Below are 16,459 nucleotides of genomic sequence, written 5' to 3'. Positions count from 1 at the left end.
TTCGCGTCATCGCGAGCGAATGTTCCCGGCTTTTTCGGATCATGCTCGGCCACCAACAGCCGCAAGCAGCAGTGCGTTCCTGATTTCCATTCACCGATGCGCGAGGTCGGTGGACTGCGACCCATGGATCGCAGGGCTCGCTGAGCTGTGATGGCTCACGCCTTGTCCGGCCCGACGCGCACCAGCTGCTTGCCGAAATTGGCGCCTCTCAAGAGGCCCATGAACGCCTCGGGTGCGCTCTCGAGACCCTCGGTGACGAACTCCTTGTACTTGACCTTGCCCTCGCGCACCCACCCCGACATATCGCGCAGGAAATCGCCCTGACGCGCGGCGAAATCGCTGACGATGAAACCGCGGAACGTCAGGCGCTTGGTCAGGATCGCGCGCATCATCGCACCCGCCCATTTCGGCGGCTTGCTTTCGGTATCGTTGTAGTGCGCGATCAGGCCGCAGACCGGCACGCGTGCGAACGGGTTGAGCAGCGGGAACACCGCGTCGAATACGGCGCCGCCGACATTCTCGAAATAGACGTCGATGCCCTTCGGGCAGGCTTCCTTCAACTTGGCAGCGAGGTCGGGATCGCGATGGTCGAGGCAATCGTCGAAGCCGAGCTCGTTCTTCACGAAGTCGCATTTGTCCTTGCCGCCGGCGATGCCGATCGCGCGGGCGCCCTTGATCCTTGCGATCTGGCCCACCGCCGAACCGACCGCGCCTGACGCTGCAGCCACGACCACGGTCTCGCCGGCTTGCGGCTTGCCGATATCGAGGAGGCCTGTGTAGGCCGTCATCCCGGGCATGCCGAGCACGCCGACCGCCGTCGAGATCGGCGCAAGCTTCGGATCGATCTTGGACAGGCCCTTGCCATCGGAGAGCGCATGCGTCTGCCAGCCGGCGCGCGACAGCACGATGTCGCCCTTGGCAAAGGCTGGATTGTTGGACGCGACCACCTCGCTCACGGTGCCGGCTTCCATCACGCCGCCGACCGGCACCGGCTGCGCATAGGACGGGCCATCGCTCATGCGCCCGCGCATATAGGGATCGAGCGACAGCCAGATCGTGCGGAGCAGGACCTGGCCCGCGCCCGGCTCCGGCACGGCATATTCCTCGAGGCGGAAGTCGGATGGTTTGGGCTCGCCAACGGGACGCGAGGCGAGAACGATGCGCTGACCCTGGGACATGGTGTTTCCTCCGATTGCGTTGTTTGCGTCACCGTAGCGAAGCAGCCAATCAATCGGAAGCGAGATTCCGGGTTCGGTCCGGCGGACCGCCCCGGAATGACAAGACGAGAGGACTTACGCCCCGCCCGGATAGTTCGGGGATTCGCGGGTGATGGTGACGTCGTGGACGTGGCTCTCGCGAAGTCCCGCGCCGGTGATCCGGACGAACTCCGCCTTTTCGTGGAATTCGGCGATGTTCTTCGCGCCGACATAGCCCATCGCGGCGCGCAGGCCGCCCGCGAGCTGGTGCATCACATTGGCGACCGGGCCCTTGTAGGGCACCTGCCCCTCGATGCCTTCAGGGACGAGCTTGAGCGTATCCTTGATGTCCTGCTGGAAATAGCGGTCGGCCGAGCCGCGCGCCATCGCGCCGACCGAACCCATGCCGCGATAGGCCTTGTAGGAGCGGCCCTGCCACAGGAAGACTTCGCCTGGGGTCTCGTCAGTGCCGGCCAGCAGCGAGCCGACCATCGCGATATCGGCGCCGGCGGCAAGCGCCTTGGCGAGATCGCCGGAATATTTGATGCCGCCGTCGGCGATGACAGGCACATTGGCCTTCTTCGCCGCTTCGACCGCATCCATGATAGCGGTGAGCTGCGGCACGCCGACGCCGGCGACGATGCGGGTGGTGCAGATCGAGCCCGGGCCGATGCCAACCTTGATCGAGTCAGCGCCGGCATCGATCAGCGCCTGCGCGCCGTCTTTGGTCGCGATATTGCCGGCGATCACCTGCACCGCGTTGGAGAGCCGCTTGATGCGGTTGACGGCATCCAGCACGCGTGACGAATGGCCGTGCGCGGTGTCGACGACAATGAGATCGACGCCGGCGTCGATCAGGCGCTCGGTGCGCTCGAAACCGCCCTCGCCGACCGTGGTCGCAGCGGCAACGCGCAGGCGGCCCTGTGCGTCCTTTGCGGCCAGCGGATGCGCGACCGCCTTCTCGATGTCCTTCACGGTGATCAGGCCGACGCAGCGATATTGATCGTCGACGACCAGGAGCTTCTCGATGCGATGCTTGTGCAGCATCCGCTTGGCTTCGTCCTGGCTGACGCCCTCGCGCACGGTCACGAGGTTTTCGCGCGTCATCAATTCCGAGACCTTCTGCCTGGGATCGGTCGCAAAGCGCACGTCGCGGTTGGTGAGAATGCCGACCAGCTTGCCCGGGACATTCTTGGCCGCGCCGGTGACTACTGGAATGCCTGAGATGCCGTGGTCCTTCATCAGCGTCAGCGCGTCCGCGAGCGTCGCATCGGGGCCGATGGTCAGCGGGTTGACCACCATGCCGGATTCGAACTTCTTGACTTGCCGCACCTGCGCGGCCTGGCCCTCGGGATCGAAATTGCGGTGGATCACGCCGATGCCGCCGGACTGCGCCATCGCGATCGCCATGCGCGCCTCGGTGACGGTGTCCATCGCGGAGGCGATGATGGGGATGTTGAGCGGAATCGCGCGGGTGACGTAGGAGCGGATGTCGACTTCGGAGGGAAGCACGTCCGATAGGCCGGGCTTCAGCAGCACGTCGTCAAACGTGAAGGCCTCGCGGATCGCGGGGAATGCCTGTACCGTCGCCATTGCCAACTCCTTTCGGCGGCGATCCGCCGCGATAACGTAAAAGGATGAGCGCCGCCTCCCGGCGCTGCCTGCTGCATCGCCGTCGAATCGGAGCCCATCGGTGGGGTTGACGCTGGTCGATAGCATGGCGACATGACGAATCAAAGTGTTTGCCAGCCATGCACAGGCTTTTTCAGCGCCTGTCCCGATCTGACATCGCGCCCTTACGGCGCGGAATCGGGTCGGGAAACGCCAAAATCGAGCGTCGCATACGATCTAAGTGGTCATGCGGGTTCCGCAATAGCCAGTCCGGTAGCGGGGTGATACAGCCCGTCCGCGCCCGCCCGCTTCTCAAGCCTCCGGCTCCATGGACAAGCAACGCCTGATCCCGCTGATCGTCGCCACGGCCCTATTCATGGAAAACATGGATTCGACGGTCATCGCGACGTCACTGCCGGCGATTGCGGCCGATATCGGCACCAGTCCGCTGACGCTGAAGCTCGCGATCACCTCCTATCTGCTCTCGCTTGCGGTCTTCATTCCAGCAAGCGGGTGGACCGCCGACCGGTTCGGCGCGCGGATGGTTTTTGCAGGAGCGGTCGGCGTGTTCATGCTGGGATCGATCGGCTGCGCGCTATCGTCCTCGGTCACCGATTTCGTGTTCGCGCGCATCCTGCAGGGCCTCGGCGGGGCGATGATGACGCCGGTCGGGCGGCTGGTGCTATTGCGCTCGGTCGACAAGAGCGCGCTGGTCAACGCCATGGCGTGGGTGACGGTGCCGGCATTGATCGGTCCCGTGATCGGGCCACCGCTCGGCGGCTTCATCACCACCTATTTCTCCTGGCACTGGATCTTCCTGATCAACATTCCGATCGGCTTCCTCGGCATCTTCATGGCGCTGAAATACATCGATCCGATCAAGAGCGAGAATCCGGAGCCGTTCGATCTCTATGGCCTCGTGCTCGCCGGCATCGGCCTTGCCGGCATCGCCTTCGGGCTTTCGGTCGCCGGCCTCAACCTTTTGCCATGGACGGTCGTCGCCTCGCTGATCGCGGTCGGTTCGATCTCGATGACGCTTTACGTTATCCACGCGCGACGGACCGGATCGCCCGTGCTGGATTTCTCGCTGCTGAACCTGTCGACACTGCGCGCCAGCATCATCGGCGGCTTCATGTTCCGCCTCGGCGTCGGCGCCCTGCCGTTCCTGCTGCCTTTGCTGATGCAGGTCGGCTTCGGGCTGTCGCCATTCCAGTCGGGCCTCGTCACCTTCGCGTCCGCCGTCGGCGCCATGGGCATGAAGACGCTTGCCGCACGCATCATCCGCAGCTTCGGCTTCCGCAACCTGATGACGGTCAATGCGGTAATAAGTTCGCTCTTCCTTGCCGCCTGCGCGCTGTTCACGGCGGCGACCCCGCTGCTCCTGATCATGATCATCCTGGTGGTCGGCGGCTTCTTCCGCTCGCTGCAGTTCACCGCCATCAACACGGTCGCCTATGCCGAGGTCGAGCCGGCGCAGATGAGCCGGGCGACCACGCTGGTCAGCGTCAACCAGCAACTCGCGATCTCCGCCGGCGTCGCTGTCGGCGCGTTCTCCGTCGAGACGACGATGTGGCTGGATGGTGCGAGCGACTTGAACGCGACCATGTTCGCACCGGCTTTCCTGGTTGTCGCGGTCATCTCCACGGCGTCAGCCTGGTTCTTCTGGCAGATGCCAGACGATGCCGGCCACGAGATCTCGGGCCGCAAGGCGGTCGAGATTTCCAGCCGCAAGGGCGCGGCCACCGCCGCCGTGAAGGCCGCAACCGAAGGCACGCAGGACGCGCGGGATCAGCGATTGGGATAGTCGCCGGTTCCTACAGCTTGTAATCGTTCTAAATCCCAGCTTCGTGTTGATCGCAGCGCTTGACCCTTTTGCGCCCGACTGGAAAACACGTGCGATGAGCGAACAAACCGATATCCGAACATCTCAGCCCTTGGGTTTGGCCAAGCGGGGATATTCGGGCGTGATCCAGCGTCTGGCCGTAGCTGACGCGGCTTCCGCGCTCGCCGGCCACGAGCTTGAGAGCCGGTTGATCGAGCTCGGATTCGTCGAGGGCGCCCGGGTCGAGGTGCTGCACGAGGGAATCGTTGGACGCGACCCGATCGCGGTCAGGGTCGAAAACGTCACGATCGCCCTCCGTCGGCGCGAGGCCATGGCGATCATCGTCGCCTGATGGAGCGAGCGGAAACGCGATGGAAGCCCCACTCCTGCATCTCGCGCTGGTTGGCACGCCCAACAGCGGCAAGACCTCGCTTTTCAATGCGCTGACCGGCAGCCGCCAGAAGGTCGCGAACTATCCGGGCGTGACCGTCGAGCGCAAGGAAGGGTTTTTCGTCACCCCCGCCGGACGGCAGGTTTCGCTGGTGGACCTGCCCGGCACCTATTCGCTGCGCGGGCGCAGCCCGGATGAGGAAATCACCCGCGACATGGTGCTGGGCCGCACCCCTGGCGAGGCCGTCCCCGACCTCATCCTCTGTGTCGCGGACGCGACCAATTTGCGGCTGACGATCCGCCTGCTGCTGGAGCTGAAGAACACCGGCCGGCCGATGATGCTGGTGCTCAACATGTTCGACATTGCGGCCCGCCGCGGTGTGAGCGTGGACGTGCCTAAGTTGTCCGAGGCGCTCGGCGTGCCCGTCGTGACCTCGATCGCGGTTCGCAAGGGCGGGATCGCGGAACTGTTGCGTCGAACCGACGAGATCGCGGCGCAAGAGCAGACACCCGCCGGGCCGAATCGATGGCAGCCCCTCACCGCCTCCCAGTTGCGCGCCACCCAGCGCGAGGCCGACCGCATCATCAACTCCGCCGTTACGCTACCAGCCAAGCCCGACACCTGGACCGCCCAGATCGACGCGGTGGTGCTGCATCCGGTGGCGGGACTTTTCATCCTCGCGCTGATCCTGTTCCTGATGTTCCAGGCGGTGTTCGCCTGGGCACAGCCGCTGATGGAGCTGTTATCCTCGGCCTTCGACGCGCTCGGCCAGTTCGTGCATGACACGCTGCCGGAAGGGCTGCTGCAGAGCTTCCTGCAGAACGGCGTCATCTCCGGCGTCGGCAGCGTCATCGTGTTCCTGCCGCAGATCATCATCATCTTCCTGTTCATCCTGCTGCTGGAAGATTTCGGCTACATGGCCCGCGCGGCGTTCCTGATGGACCGCATCATGGGCGGCGCCGGCCTGCACGGCCGCGCCTTCATTCCGCTGCTCTCGAGCTTTGCCTGTGCGATCCCCGGCATCATGGCGACGCGCGTGATTGACAACCGGCGCGACCGCCTGACCACCATCCTGATCGCGCCATTGATGACCTGCTCGGCACGCATTCCCGTGTACACGCTGATCATCTCGGCGTTCATTCCGGACCGCGATGTCTGGGGCTGGTTCAACCTGCGCGGCCTCGTCCTGTTCGGCCTCTATGCGGCTGGAATCACCAGCGCGCTCGGCGTCTCGTTCCTGGTCAAATTCTTCATGCTGCGAGATTACGCCCCTGCGCCCTTCATGCTCGAATTGCCCGACTACAAACTACCGCGGCTGAAGAGCATCGCCATCGGCGTCTACACGCGGGCGAAGATGTTCCTGCAGCGGGCCGGCACGACGATCTTCTCGATGATGGTGCTGATCTGGTTCCTGGCCTCGTTCCCGACCGCGCCGGCCGGCGCCGAAGGACCCGCCATCAACTACAGCCTCGCCGCGATCATCGGCAAGGCGATTGAGCCACTGCTGGCGCCGCTCGGATTCAACTGGCAGATCGCGGTGGCGCTGATCCCCGGCATGGCCGCCCGCGAGGTCGCGGTGGCAGCGCTTGGCACCGTCTACGCCATCGAAGGCGGCAAGGAAGCCGCCGACCAGATCGGCCATGTGCTCGCCACCAAATGGAGCCTCGCCACCGCTTTGTCGCTGCTGGTCTGGTACATCTTCGCCCCCCAATGCGCCTCGACGCTCGCGGTGATCCGCCGCGAGACCGGCGGCTGGCGATGGATGGCAGTGACGTTCTTCTACATGCTGGCGCTGGCGTATTTGGCGAGCCTTGCGACGTACAACATCGCGGTCGCGTTGGGTGCCGGGTAGTTGACGGTCTCACCGCCGTCATGCCCGGGCTTGTCCCGGGCATCCACGTACTTCGTGTCGATACGAAGAAAAGAGCGTGGATGGCCGGGATATGCCCGACCATGACGCGCGAGACCACCTATCCCCTTACTCCGCCACGAAATCCCGTCGCCAGCACGTAACGCTCCGAGGAATCCTGCCGGCTGGCGGCGGGCTTCACGTGGCGGATGGTCGAGAAATCGCGCTTCAACTGCGCGAGCAGTTCGGCATCGGCGCCGCTCTGAAACACCTTTGCGAGGAACGCGCCGCCGGGGCTGAGCACGTCGCAGGCAAAGGCTGCGGCGGTCTCGACCAGGCCGACGATGCGGAGCTGGTCGGTCTTGCGGTGACCGGTGGTGTTGGCGGCCATGTCGGACATCACGATGTCGGCGCGGCCGCCCATCATCGCGATCAGCTTCTCCGGCGCGTCGTTGTCGAGGAAATCGAGCTGCGCGAAGATGACGCCGGGAATCTCTCCCATTTCCAGGAGGTCGATTGCGATCACCTTGCCCTTGCCATCGGCTGAGCCGACGCGCTTGGCCGCGACCTGGCTCCAGCCGCCGGGCGCAGCGCCGAGGTCGACCACGGTCATGCCCGGCTTGAGCAGGCGATATTTGTCGTCGATCTCGGTCAGCTTGAAGGCCGCGCGCGAACGGTAGCCCTGCGCCTTGGCTTTCGCGACATAGGGATCGTTGAGCTGGCGCTCCAGCCAGAGTTTTGAGGACAATTTCCGCTTGCCGCCGCTCTTCACGGTGACGTGCAGCCGGCCGCTCGAATCTTTCGCCATAACCTATCCCGATCCCGCTACGGCACGTGCAGGCACGACTTCAGCGCGCCGTCCTCGCGCATCATCTCGACCAGCATGCCCTCGCGCAGGCCGCGGTCGGCGACGCGCAGCCGCGGCAGCGGGAATGCGTTCCTGACGGAATCGAGGATCGCGCAGCCCGCCAGCACGAGGTCGGCGCGCTCGATGCTGATGCAGCTATTATTGATGCGCTCCTCATAGCTCATGCCAAGCAGATTTTGAATCGTCGCGGTCACGTCGGCGTCGCTCATCCAGATGCCATCGATGCGTCGGCGATCGTAGCGCGGCAGATTGAGGAATACGCCGGCAAGGGTCGTCACCGTGCCCGACGTGCCCAGCAGATGCATGTCGCGCAAATCGGAGCCGTGCTCGGTCGCGAACGGGGCGACATATTGCGCGACCTCGGCGACCATCCGCGCATACAACTCTTTTGTGACATTGCGACCGCCGAATTGCTCGGCAAGGCTGACCACACCGAACGGGATCGACATCCAGGCCTTGATCCAGGGCGCAGCATCGGGCCTTGCTGGATCGCGTTCGATCCGCACCAGTTCGGTGGAGCCGCCACCGATGTCGAACAGGATCGCGCCGCGGCCTCTTCGGTCGAGCAGCGGCGAACAGCCGATCACGGCCAGCGTCGCCTCGGTCTCGCGGTCGATCACCTCGAGCTTGATGCCGGTCTCGGCCGCGACACGCGCGCGGAAACTGTCGGCATTGGCGGCCGCACGGCAGGCCTCGGTTGCGATCAGCCGCAGGCGCCTCGCCTTGCGGTAGCGGATCTTGTCGCTGCAGATCGAGAGCGCGGCGATCGCGCGCTCGATTGCGGCGTCGCTGATGGAACCGGTGGTCGAAATGCCCTCGCCGAGCCGGATGATTCGCGAAAAGGAGTCGACGACACGGAACCCGTCCCCGGTGGGACAGGCGATCAGGAGCCTGCAATTGTTGGTGCCAAGGTCGAGCGCGGCGTAAACGCCGTTTTCGACGGCCGCCGTAACCAACCCTGACGGGCTCTCGCGGGCCGAAAGGCCGACGCAAGGCCGCGTGTCATCCTTCATCAACACTGTCTTTCCGCGCGGCACCCGGCCCGCCGAAGAATTTCCGTTCACGGAAACTTTAGCAGCGCCAAAGGCCTACGCAACAAATCATCACACGCGACATGCCTAATCGGGCGTTGTCGCTGAACTCACCCTACGTTATCTGGTCGAAACACCGCGAAATTGCTCCAAATCGCGGCATTTCAGGTTATTTACCATGCAAGATCACACATCTTCCGCGGCCCTCGAAAACGCTATCGCACTGCAAAAATACGGTGTCGGGCAACCGGTCCGCCGCAAGGAGGACGACACGCTGGTGCGCGGCAACGGCAAATACACCGACGATTTCTCCCTGCCCGGCCAAGCCTATTGCTGGATGGTGCGCTCCTCCCACGCCCACGGCGTCATCAAGGGGATCGACACCGCCGCTGCCAGGGCGATGCCGGGCGTGCTTGGGGTGTGGACCGGGGCCGACCTCGCCGCCGCCAACTACAACCCGTTCACCTGCGGCATGCCGCTGAAGAGCCGGGATGGCTCGCCGCTGCTGCAGACCAACCGCCTGCCGCTGCCGACCGACAAGGTCCGCTTCGTCGGCGATCCCGTCGCCTTCGTGGTGGCTGAAACGGCCGCGCAGGCGCGCGATGCGGCCGAAGCCGTCGAGGTCGACATCGAATCGCTGCCGGCGGTGACCGATGCCGCCGAGGCCGCCCAGCCCGGCGCGCCGCAGCTCTACGACCACATCCCGAACAATGTCGCGCTCGACTACCACTATGGCGACACCGACAAGATCAGTGCCGCCTTCGCCAGCGCCGCGCATGTGACGAAGCTCGACATCGTCAATACCCGCGTCGCTGTCGTCTCGATGGAGCCGCGCGTGGCGCTTGCGGTCTACGACAAGACAACCGAGCGCTATACCCTGCAGGTGCCGACCCAGGGCGTTTCCGGCAACAAGACGACCTTGGCAAAAATCCTCAACGTGCCGCCGGAGAAGGTGCGGATCCTCACCGCCAATGTCGGCGGCTCCTTCGGCATGAAGAATCTCAGCTATCCCGAGTATGCCTGCATCGCGCATGCGGCGAAGGAGCTCGGACGTCCCGTGAAATGGACCGACGAGCGCTCGACCAGCTTCCTCTCGGACAGCCAGGGCCGCGCCCAGCTCATCCATGCCGAGCTGGCGCTCGATGCCGACGGCAAGTTCCTGGCAGTGCGGCTTTCTGGCTACGGCAATCTCGGCGCCTACATCACCGGCGTCGCGCCCGGGCCGCTGTCGCTCAACACCGGCAAGAATCTGGCCAGCGTCTACCGCACGCCGCTGCTCGGCGTCGACATCAAGACGGTCTTGACCAACACCACGCTGATGGGCGCCTATCGCGGCGCCGGCCGGCCCGAGGCCAATTACTACATGGAGCGGCTGATCGATAAAGCCGCCGACGAGATGGGCATCAACCGGCTGACCTTGCGGAAGCGCAATTTCATTAAGCCGTCACAACTGCCCTTCCCGGCCGCATCAGGCGTCACCTATGACAGCGGCGATTTCCAGGGCGTGTTCGAGAAGGCGCTGGAAATCTCGGACTACGAGAATTTCGGCAAGCGCAAGCGGGAGAGCAAGAAGAACGGCAAATTGCGCGGCATCGCGGTCGGCTCCTACCTTGAGGTCACCGCGCCGCCGAGCGGCGAGCTCGGCAAGATCACCTTCGATCCGGATGGATCGGTGACGCTCACCACCGGCACGCTCGACTACGGCCAGGGCCATGCCACGCCATTCGCGCAGGTGCTGTCCGACCAGCTCGGTGTTCCCTTCGACAAGATCAAGCTTGAGCAAGGCGACAGCGATCTGGTGCGGTTCGGCAACGGCACCGGCGGCTCGCGCTCGATCACCGCGACCGGACAGGCCATCGTCGAAGCCTCCGCGCTCGTCATCGAGAAAGGCAAGAAAGCCGCCGGACATCTGATGGAAGCATCCGAAGCCGACATTGAATTTGCCGGCGGCCGCTTCACCATCGCCGGCACCGACCGCTCGATCGGCATCATGGAGCTCGCCCAGCGGATGCGTGAGGGCCAGATTGCCGAGGGCGGGCCTGATACGCTCGACGTCGACCACGCCACCAAGGAGACGCCGTCCACCTTCCCGAACGGCTGCCATGTCGCGGAGGTCGAGATCGATCCCGACACCGGCGTGATCAGGATCGTGCGCTACACCGGCGTCAACGACTTCGGCACCATCGTCAATCCGATGATCGTCGCGGGCCAGTTGCACGGCGGCGTCGCGCAAGGCATCGGCCAGGCGCTGATGGAAGAGGTCAATTACGACGCCTCCGGCCAGCCGATCACCGGCTCGTTCATGGACTACGCGCTGCCGCGCGCCGAGGACATTCCGCCCATGGCGGTCGGCGATCATCCCTCGCCGGCAAAGAGCAATCCGCTCGGCACCAAAGGCTGCGGCGAGGCCGGCTGCGCGGGCAGCCTTGCCACAGTGGTGAATGCGGTGGTGGATGCGCTGTCGGAATACGGCATCAAGCACATCAACATGCCGCTGACGCCGGAAAAAGTGTGGCGCGCGATCCAGGACGCGAAGAAGGCGCAGGCGGCCTGACGCTTCAGCGGAGCAGGTGGCAATGGCGGCAGAAGCCTACAACCACCAACACTGTCATGCGCGGGCTTGACCCGCGCATCCATCTCCAGAGCAGAGTCTTCCAAGCGTGATGGATTGCCGGGTCAAGCCCGGCAATGACGCGTCGAATCACGCCGCGGCCTGCTCTCGTGGTTGATAGATCGCGATGTGCCAGCAATGCGCCAGCGGCGTGGTGCCGTTGGCGACCACGATCGCGTCGAGCTCGACGAAGCGGTGGCCCTTCTTGTCATAGTTCGCAGTTACCTTCGCGCGGGCCGTCAGCTCATCGCCGGTCTTCGCGGCCGAGAGGAGCTGCATCCGGCTGCCGACGTGAATCCAGGGGCCGAGGATGGCGTTGTCCACCAGGAGCTTGTTCATCACCTTCTGCAGCATGCCGGGATGGCCGAGCTTTTCGCGCGTGTAGATCGTGTCGGTTTCCCTAATATCGGCGAGATATCCTGTCGCAGCATCGCCGGCCCAGGTGTATGGCCGGGTGCCGAGCCATTTGCCGACTTCGTAGGACGCCGCATTCACCGGCTTACGCTCGGCGACTGCGGCGGCCTCCGTGTAGTCCTTGATCGAAACAGCGGGTGCCGCGGTTGGCAGCGACGCGCTGCCGGTGGCGCAAAGCTCGCCGCGGCTGAACACCTCGATCGACAGCGCGCCGTCGCGCTCCTCGCCCCTCACCTCGGCCTGTTCGCCATCATAGACCGGCTTGACGAAACGCGCGTCGATCAAGCCGCGCCCGAGGAAATCGCGGCCCCATGTCGCAACCGGTAGATGCATCATATAGGCCATCACGTCGACGCCGGGGACCAGCCCGCCCGAGAAGCCGTACCGCCGCGCCACCGCATCGTCATGGATCTTGTTCTCGGACTCTTTCGAGGTGTTATAGGCCGAGACGCGGTAGGTTTGCGGATGGCTCATGGGGTTCCCCTTATTTCGGTTGTTTTTCTGACGGGATCGTACGCCATCAACCGTCCGTGGCAAGCCTGTGGGCGGCCTCGCAATTTTCCGCCCGATGGGTTACATGCGGCCCACGAATGAACCGCCAAACAGTGATGCCGACTGAAAACCCCACCCGCATCTATGTCGATGCCGACGCCTGTCCGGTGAAGGATGAGGTCTATCGCGTCGCGCTCCGGCATGGGCTTGCGGTCAGCGTGGTCGCGGGCAATTTCATCCGCGTGCCGCAGGACCCGCTGATCGAACGCGTCGCCGCCGGTTCCGGCATGGACGCCGCGGACGACTGGATCGCCGAGCGCGCTGGAGACGGCGACATCGTGATCACCGCCGATATTCCGCTGGCGAGCCGCTGCGTGAAGGCGGGCGCGGACGTGATTGCGCCAAACGGCAAACCATTCACGGAGCAATCGATCGGTATGACGCTGGCGATGCGCAATCTGATGACCGACCTGCGTTCGTCCGGCGAGATCACCGGCGGGCCACGATCATTCTCGCCGCGCGACCGCTCGGCGTTCCTCTCGGCACTCGACACCGCGATCCGCCGCATCCAGCGCCGCCGCGCCGAACAAACCGTAACGGGACAAAACTGATGGCGCCGCCCCTGATCCAGCTCAAGGACATCAGGCTGACGTTCGGCGGCACGCCGCTACTCACGGGCGTCGAGCTCTCGGTCTCGGCCGAAGAGCGCGTGTGCCTGATCGGGCGCAACGGCTCCGGCAAATCGACGCTGCTCAAGATCGCGGCCGGTTTGGTCGAGCCTGACGCCGGCAGCCGTTTCGTGCAGCCCGGCGCGACCATCCGCTATCTGCCGCAGGAGCCGGATTTCGGCGATCACGCCACCACGCTCGCCTATGTGGAAGCCGGTCTTGGACCCGGCGATGACCATTATCAGGCGCGCTATCTGCTCGAGCAGCTCGGACTGCACGGCGACGAAGATCCCGCCCATCTCTCCGGTGGCGAGGCGCGTCGCGCGGCGCTCGCGCGGGCACTAGCGCCCTCGCCCGACATCCTGCTGCTGGACGAGCCGACCAACCATCTCGATCTGCCGACCATCGAATGGCTGGAAGGCGAATTGCAGAACCGGCGCTCGGCGCTGGTGCTGATCAGCCACGACCGCCGCTTCCTCACCAATTTGTCGCGCGCGACCGCCTGGCTCGACCGCGGCCAAATCAGGCAGATCGACCGCGGCTTCGGCGCGTTCGAGAGCTGGCGCGACGAAGTGCTGGCGGAGGAAGAGCGCGATCAGCACAAGCTCGACCGCAAGATCGTCAACGAGGAGCACTGGCTGCGCTACGGCGTCTCCGGACGACGCAAGCGCAACGTCAAGCGGCTTGCCAATCTGCATACGCTGCGCGCGCAGCGGCGGAACTATCGCGGCACCGCGGGCAGCGCCAATCTCGCTGCTGCCGAGGCAGACAAATCCGGACGGCTGGTGATCGAGGCGAAGAGCATCGGCAAGGCATTCGGCGAGCGCAACATCGTGGAAGATTTCTCGATCCGCATCCAGCGCGGCGACCGCGTCGGCATCGTCGGCCCGAACGGCGCCGGCAAGACCACGCTGGTCAACCTGCTGACCGGCGCGGAGGCACCCGATGCCGGCAGCGTGCGGCTCGGCGTCAACCTCGAAATGGCGACGCTCGACCAGCACCGCGAAAGCCTCGATCCGAAATCGACGCTGTCGGAAGCCCTGACCGGCGGTCGCGGCGACCATGTGATGGTCGGCGGCAAGCCGAAGCATGTCGTCAGCTACATGAAGGACTTCCTGTTCTCGCAGGAGCAGATCCGCACACCACTGGAAGTGCTCTCCGGCGGCGAGCGCGGCCGGCTGATGCTGGCTCGGGCGCTGGCAAAACCGTCGAACCTCCTGGTGCTGGACGAGCCGACCAACGACCTCGATCTCGAAACCCTCGACGTGCTCGAGGAGATGCTCGGCGATTACGAGGGCACGGTGATCCTGATCAGCCACGACCGCGACTTCCTCGATCGCGTGGTGACGTCAGTGATCGTGCCCGAAGGTAATGGCCGCTGGATCGAATATGCCGGCGGCTATTCAGACATGCTGGCGCAGCGCGGCGCGGATCTGAAGCGCGAGGCAGTGAAGACGACGGTTGTCGAGGAGAAAAAGGAAACGAAGGCTGCGGCGCCGACGGCTACGCCAAAGCGGCGGCTGAGCTTCAACGAGAAGCACGCGCTGGAGACATTGCCGAAGACGATCGAGAAACTGCACGCGGAAATCGCAAAGCAGCAGAAGCTGCTTGACGATCCCAACCTCTACGCGAAGGATCGCAAGACATTCGACGACGCCTCCGCCGCGATCGCCAAAGCGCAGCAGGAGCTTTCCGCCGCCGAAGACCGCTGGCTCGAACTCGAAGTGCTGCGCGAAGAAATTGAACAGGCATAATCCATGACCAATCCCCTCGCCGCAAAAATCGCCCGCGACTATGGCACGCCTTGCGCCGTCATCGACATGGACCGCGTCGAACGCAACATCGCGCGGATCCAGGCGGCGTGCGATGCGGCCGGCGTGGCGCATCGTCCGCATATCAAGACCCACAAGAACCCGATGCTGGCGCAGATGCAGATCGCGGCCGGTGCCAAGGGCATCACCTGCCAGAAGCTCGGCGAGGCCGAGATCATGGCGGATGCTGGGATCGCCGATATCCTGATCAGCTACAATTTGCTGGGCGACGAGAAGATGGCGCGGCTGGGCGCGCTGCAGGGGAAAGCAAACGTCACCGTGGCGGCGGACAATTCGGTTATCGTCGCCGATCTGCCGAAAGCGGCGGCTGCGTCCGGCCGCACCCTGTCGGTCGTGGTCGAATGCGATACGGGGCGCAAGCGCGCCGGCGTCGAGACTCCGGCAGAAGCCGTCGCATTGGCGCGCGAGATCGCCGGCGGCAAGGGGCTACAGTTTGCCGGCTTCATGCTGTATCCGACCGAGACCGGCTGGGCGGACGCGCAGAATTTCTTCGACGAGGCGCTGGCCGGCGTGCGCGCCCACGGGCTTGACGCGACCATCGTATCCACCGGCGGCACACCGAACCTGAAAAATCTCGGCAAGCTGAAGGGCGCGACCGAACATCGCTTCGGCACCTATATCTACAACGACCGCATGCAGGTCGCCGCCGGCGTCGCCACCTGGGACGACTGCGCGCTGCACATCTATTCGACGGTGGTGAGCCGCGCCGCCCCCGAGCGCGGCATCCTCGATGCCGGCTCGAAGACGCTGACCACCGACACCGGCGGACTCGAAGGCCACGGGCTGATCCTCGAACATCCCGAGGCCAAGATCGCGAAGTTCGCCGAGGAGCACGGCTTCCTCGATCTCTCCCGCAGCAACACGCGTCCCAATGTCGGCGACGTCGTCCGCATCGTACCCAATCACGTCTGCGTCGTCGTCAACATAATGGACGAGGTGGTGATGGTGCGCGGCGAGGAGATCATCGGCACGCTGCCGGTCGCGGCGCGGGGGAAGCTGCGATAGCTGGACATGGCGGTCGACTGCAGCACCCATATGACAGAAGCGCTGTCTAATTCACGCGCTAATCTAGCGCATGTACAACGCTAGCTTGCAGGCATAAGTTGCCACGACTGAGTAGCGCCCTACTGCAAAATGCATTTTCATTAGGGAGGAATTGACCGTGGCCATCATCAGGAGAGTGCTGACAACTCAGGGTGTGGAAAATAGAGACATCACGCAGCCAACCCTTTCCTACCCCGACACCGACCTTCCCAGAGTGATCGTTGAGGTGTGGAACGACCGTCGACACATATTGGATCGGGACTCCCCCGGCATTCCGACGCAACAGGCCGTGGATGAGGCTACAGAACTGGTTAATCGAGAAACCGGCATGGCACTGAGGCGTGCCGTCATTATCACCGAAGAAGAGCACGATAATCACTATACCATGCAAGACGATGACGAAATCGTCTTTGTGCTGCCGAACCTAAGCCGGGTAATCAGAGGCTCAAGCCAACATCAGCTTCTCGAATCGGCCAAGCTGCTGATGGCCTGTACACCGAATGGGATTTAGGCATAAGTCCTGACGAGATATTCGAGCGCGCGCCTACAATGCGGGCGCTCGTTTTCTCTCTCACAATTGAGCAAAATAGCTCGTGCCAATAGACAAGCATTCGTAGCGTCGCAGCCAGC

Annotated in this window: 13 protein-coding genes; 8 read left to right on the top strand and 5 right to left on the bottom strand. The window is 64.2% G+C overall.

The features are described from left to right. Nucleotides 1–155: 155 nt before the first annotated feature. Together YY7_RS0119300 and guaB are read right to left on the bottom strand one after the other, a co-directional pair. Nucleotides 156–1,178 carry an NADP-dependent oxidoreductase gene (locus YY7_RS0119300; protein WP_028164649.1) on the bottom strand — a complete coding sequence of 341 codons (1,023 nt, stop codon included), beginning with the start codon at nucleotides 1,176–1,178 and terminating at the stop codon, nucleotides 156–158. Nucleotides 1,179–1,292: 114 nt separating this feature from the next. Then, nucleotides 1,293–2,789 (bottom strand): IMP dehydrogenase, encoded by a 1,497-nt coding sequence (gene guaB / locus YY7_RS0119295; protein WP_028164648.1) that lies wholly within the window; start codon nucleotides 2,787–2,789, stop codon nucleotides 1,293–1,295. Between the two features lie 346 nt (nucleotides 2,790–3,135). Here guaB and YY7_RS0119290 point away from each other — a divergent pair, with 346 nt between their 5' ends. The 3 genes from YY7_RS0119290 (at nucleotide 3,136) to feoB (ending at nucleotide 6,872) form a co-directional block, all read left to right on the top strand. After that, complete coding sequence (locus tag YY7_RS0119290) at nucleotides 3,136–4,611, top strand: MFS transporter (protein WP_028164647.1); 1,476 nt, start codon at nucleotides 3,136–3,138, stop codon at nucleotides 4,609–4,611. Between the two features lie 94 nt (nucleotides 4,612–4,705). Further along, nucleotides 4,706–4,981, top strand: a complete 276-nt coding sequence (locus tag YY7_RS0119285) for a FeoA family protein (protein WP_028164646.1) — start codon at nucleotides 4,706–4,708, stop codon at nucleotides 4,979–4,981. Nucleotides 4,982–5,000: 19 nt separating this feature from the next. Beyond that, a complete protein-coding gene (feoB, locus tag YY7_RS0119280) occupies nucleotides 5,001–6,872 on the top strand; it encodes a ferrous iron transporter B (protein ID WP_028164645.1) in 1,872 nt (623 codons plus the stop codon). A 118-nt stretch (nucleotides 6,873–6,990) separates the two neighbouring features. Here feoB and YY7_RS0119275 read toward each other — a convergent pair whose 3' ends face one another. Together YY7_RS0119275 and YY7_RS0119270 are read right to left on the bottom strand one after the other, a co-directional pair. After that, nucleotides 6,991–7,677 (bottom strand): RlmE family RNA methyltransferase, encoded by a 687-nt coding sequence (locus YY7_RS0119275; protein WP_028164644.1) that lies wholly within the window; start codon nucleotides 7,675–7,677, stop codon nucleotides 6,991–6,993. 17 nt (nucleotides 7,678–7,694) lie between these two features. Beyond that, the gene (locus YY7_RS0119270; protein ID WP_080663778.1) at nucleotides 7,695–8,750 is read right to left on the bottom strand and encodes a Ppx/GppA phosphatase family protein; all 1,056 of its coding nucleotides are present in this window, start codon (nucleotides 8,748–8,750) and stop codon (nucleotides 7,695–7,697) included. Between the two features lie 196 nt (nucleotides 8,751–8,946). On the opposite strand from YY7_RS0119270, the gene YY7_RS0119265 reads away from it, so the two are divergent. After that, nucleotides 8,947–11,322: a xanthine dehydrogenase family protein molybdopterin-binding subunit gene (locus tag YY7_RS0119265; RefSeq protein ID WP_028164642.1), complete on the top strand. Its 2,376-nt coding sequence runs from the start codon at nucleotides 8,947–8,949 to the stop codon at nucleotides 11,320–11,322. Between the two features lie 147 nt (nucleotides 11,323–11,469). Here the strand turns inward: YY7_RS0119265 and YY7_RS0119260 are convergent, their stop codons facing one another. Then, nucleotides 11,470–12,267 carry a hypothetical protein gene (locus YY7_RS0119260; protein WP_028164641.1) on the bottom strand — a complete coding sequence of 266 codons (798 nt, stop codon included), beginning with the start codon at nucleotides 12,265–12,267 and terminating at the stop codon, nucleotides 11,470–11,472. Nucleotides 12,268–12,383: 116 nt separating this feature from the next. Here YY7_RS0119260 and YY7_RS0119255 point away from each other — a divergent pair, with 116 nt between their 5' ends. The 4 genes from YY7_RS0119255 (at nucleotide 12,384) to YY7_RS0119240 (ending at nucleotide 16,340) form a co-directional block, all read left to right on the top strand. Further along, nucleotides 12,384–12,896: a YaiI/YqxD family protein gene (locus tag YY7_RS0119255; protein ID WP_245287330.1), complete on the top strand. Its 513-nt coding sequence runs from the start codon at nucleotides 12,384–12,386 to the stop codon at nucleotides 12,894–12,896. Next, nucleotides 12,896–14,707 (top strand): ABC-F family ATP-binding cassette domain-containing protein, encoded by a 1,812-nt coding sequence (locus YY7_RS0119250; RefSeq protein ID WP_028164639.1) that lies wholly within the window; start codon nucleotides 12,896–12,898, stop codon nucleotides 14,705–14,707. Before YY7_RS0119255 ends, YY7_RS0119250 begins: the two co-directional genes overlap by 1 nt. A gap of 3 nt (nucleotides 14,708–14,710) precedes the next feature. Then, nucleotides 14,711–15,790, top strand: a complete 1,080-nt coding sequence (locus YY7_RS0119245) for a D-TA family PLP-dependent enzyme (RefSeq protein ID WP_028164638.1) — start codon at nucleotides 14,711–14,713, stop codon at nucleotides 15,788–15,790. A gap of 157 nt (nucleotides 15,791–15,947) precedes the next feature. Then, a complete protein-coding gene (locus tag YY7_RS0119240; RefSeq protein WP_035690459.1) occupies nucleotides 15,948–16,340 on the top strand; it encodes a hypothetical protein in 393 nt (130 codons plus the stop codon). The last annotated feature ends 119 nt before the right edge of the window (nucleotides 16,341–16,459 follow it).

Origin of the sequence: Bradyrhizobium elkanii WSM2783, from assembly GCF_000472865.1 — a bacterium.
Lineage (GTDB): Bacteria > Pseudomonadota > Alphaproteobacteria > Rhizobiales > Xanthobacteraceae > Bradyrhizobium > Bradyrhizobium elkanii_A.
The sequence above is the reverse complement of the archived record's forward strand: the minus strand, read 5'-3'. Positions and strand labels throughout refer to the sequence as shown.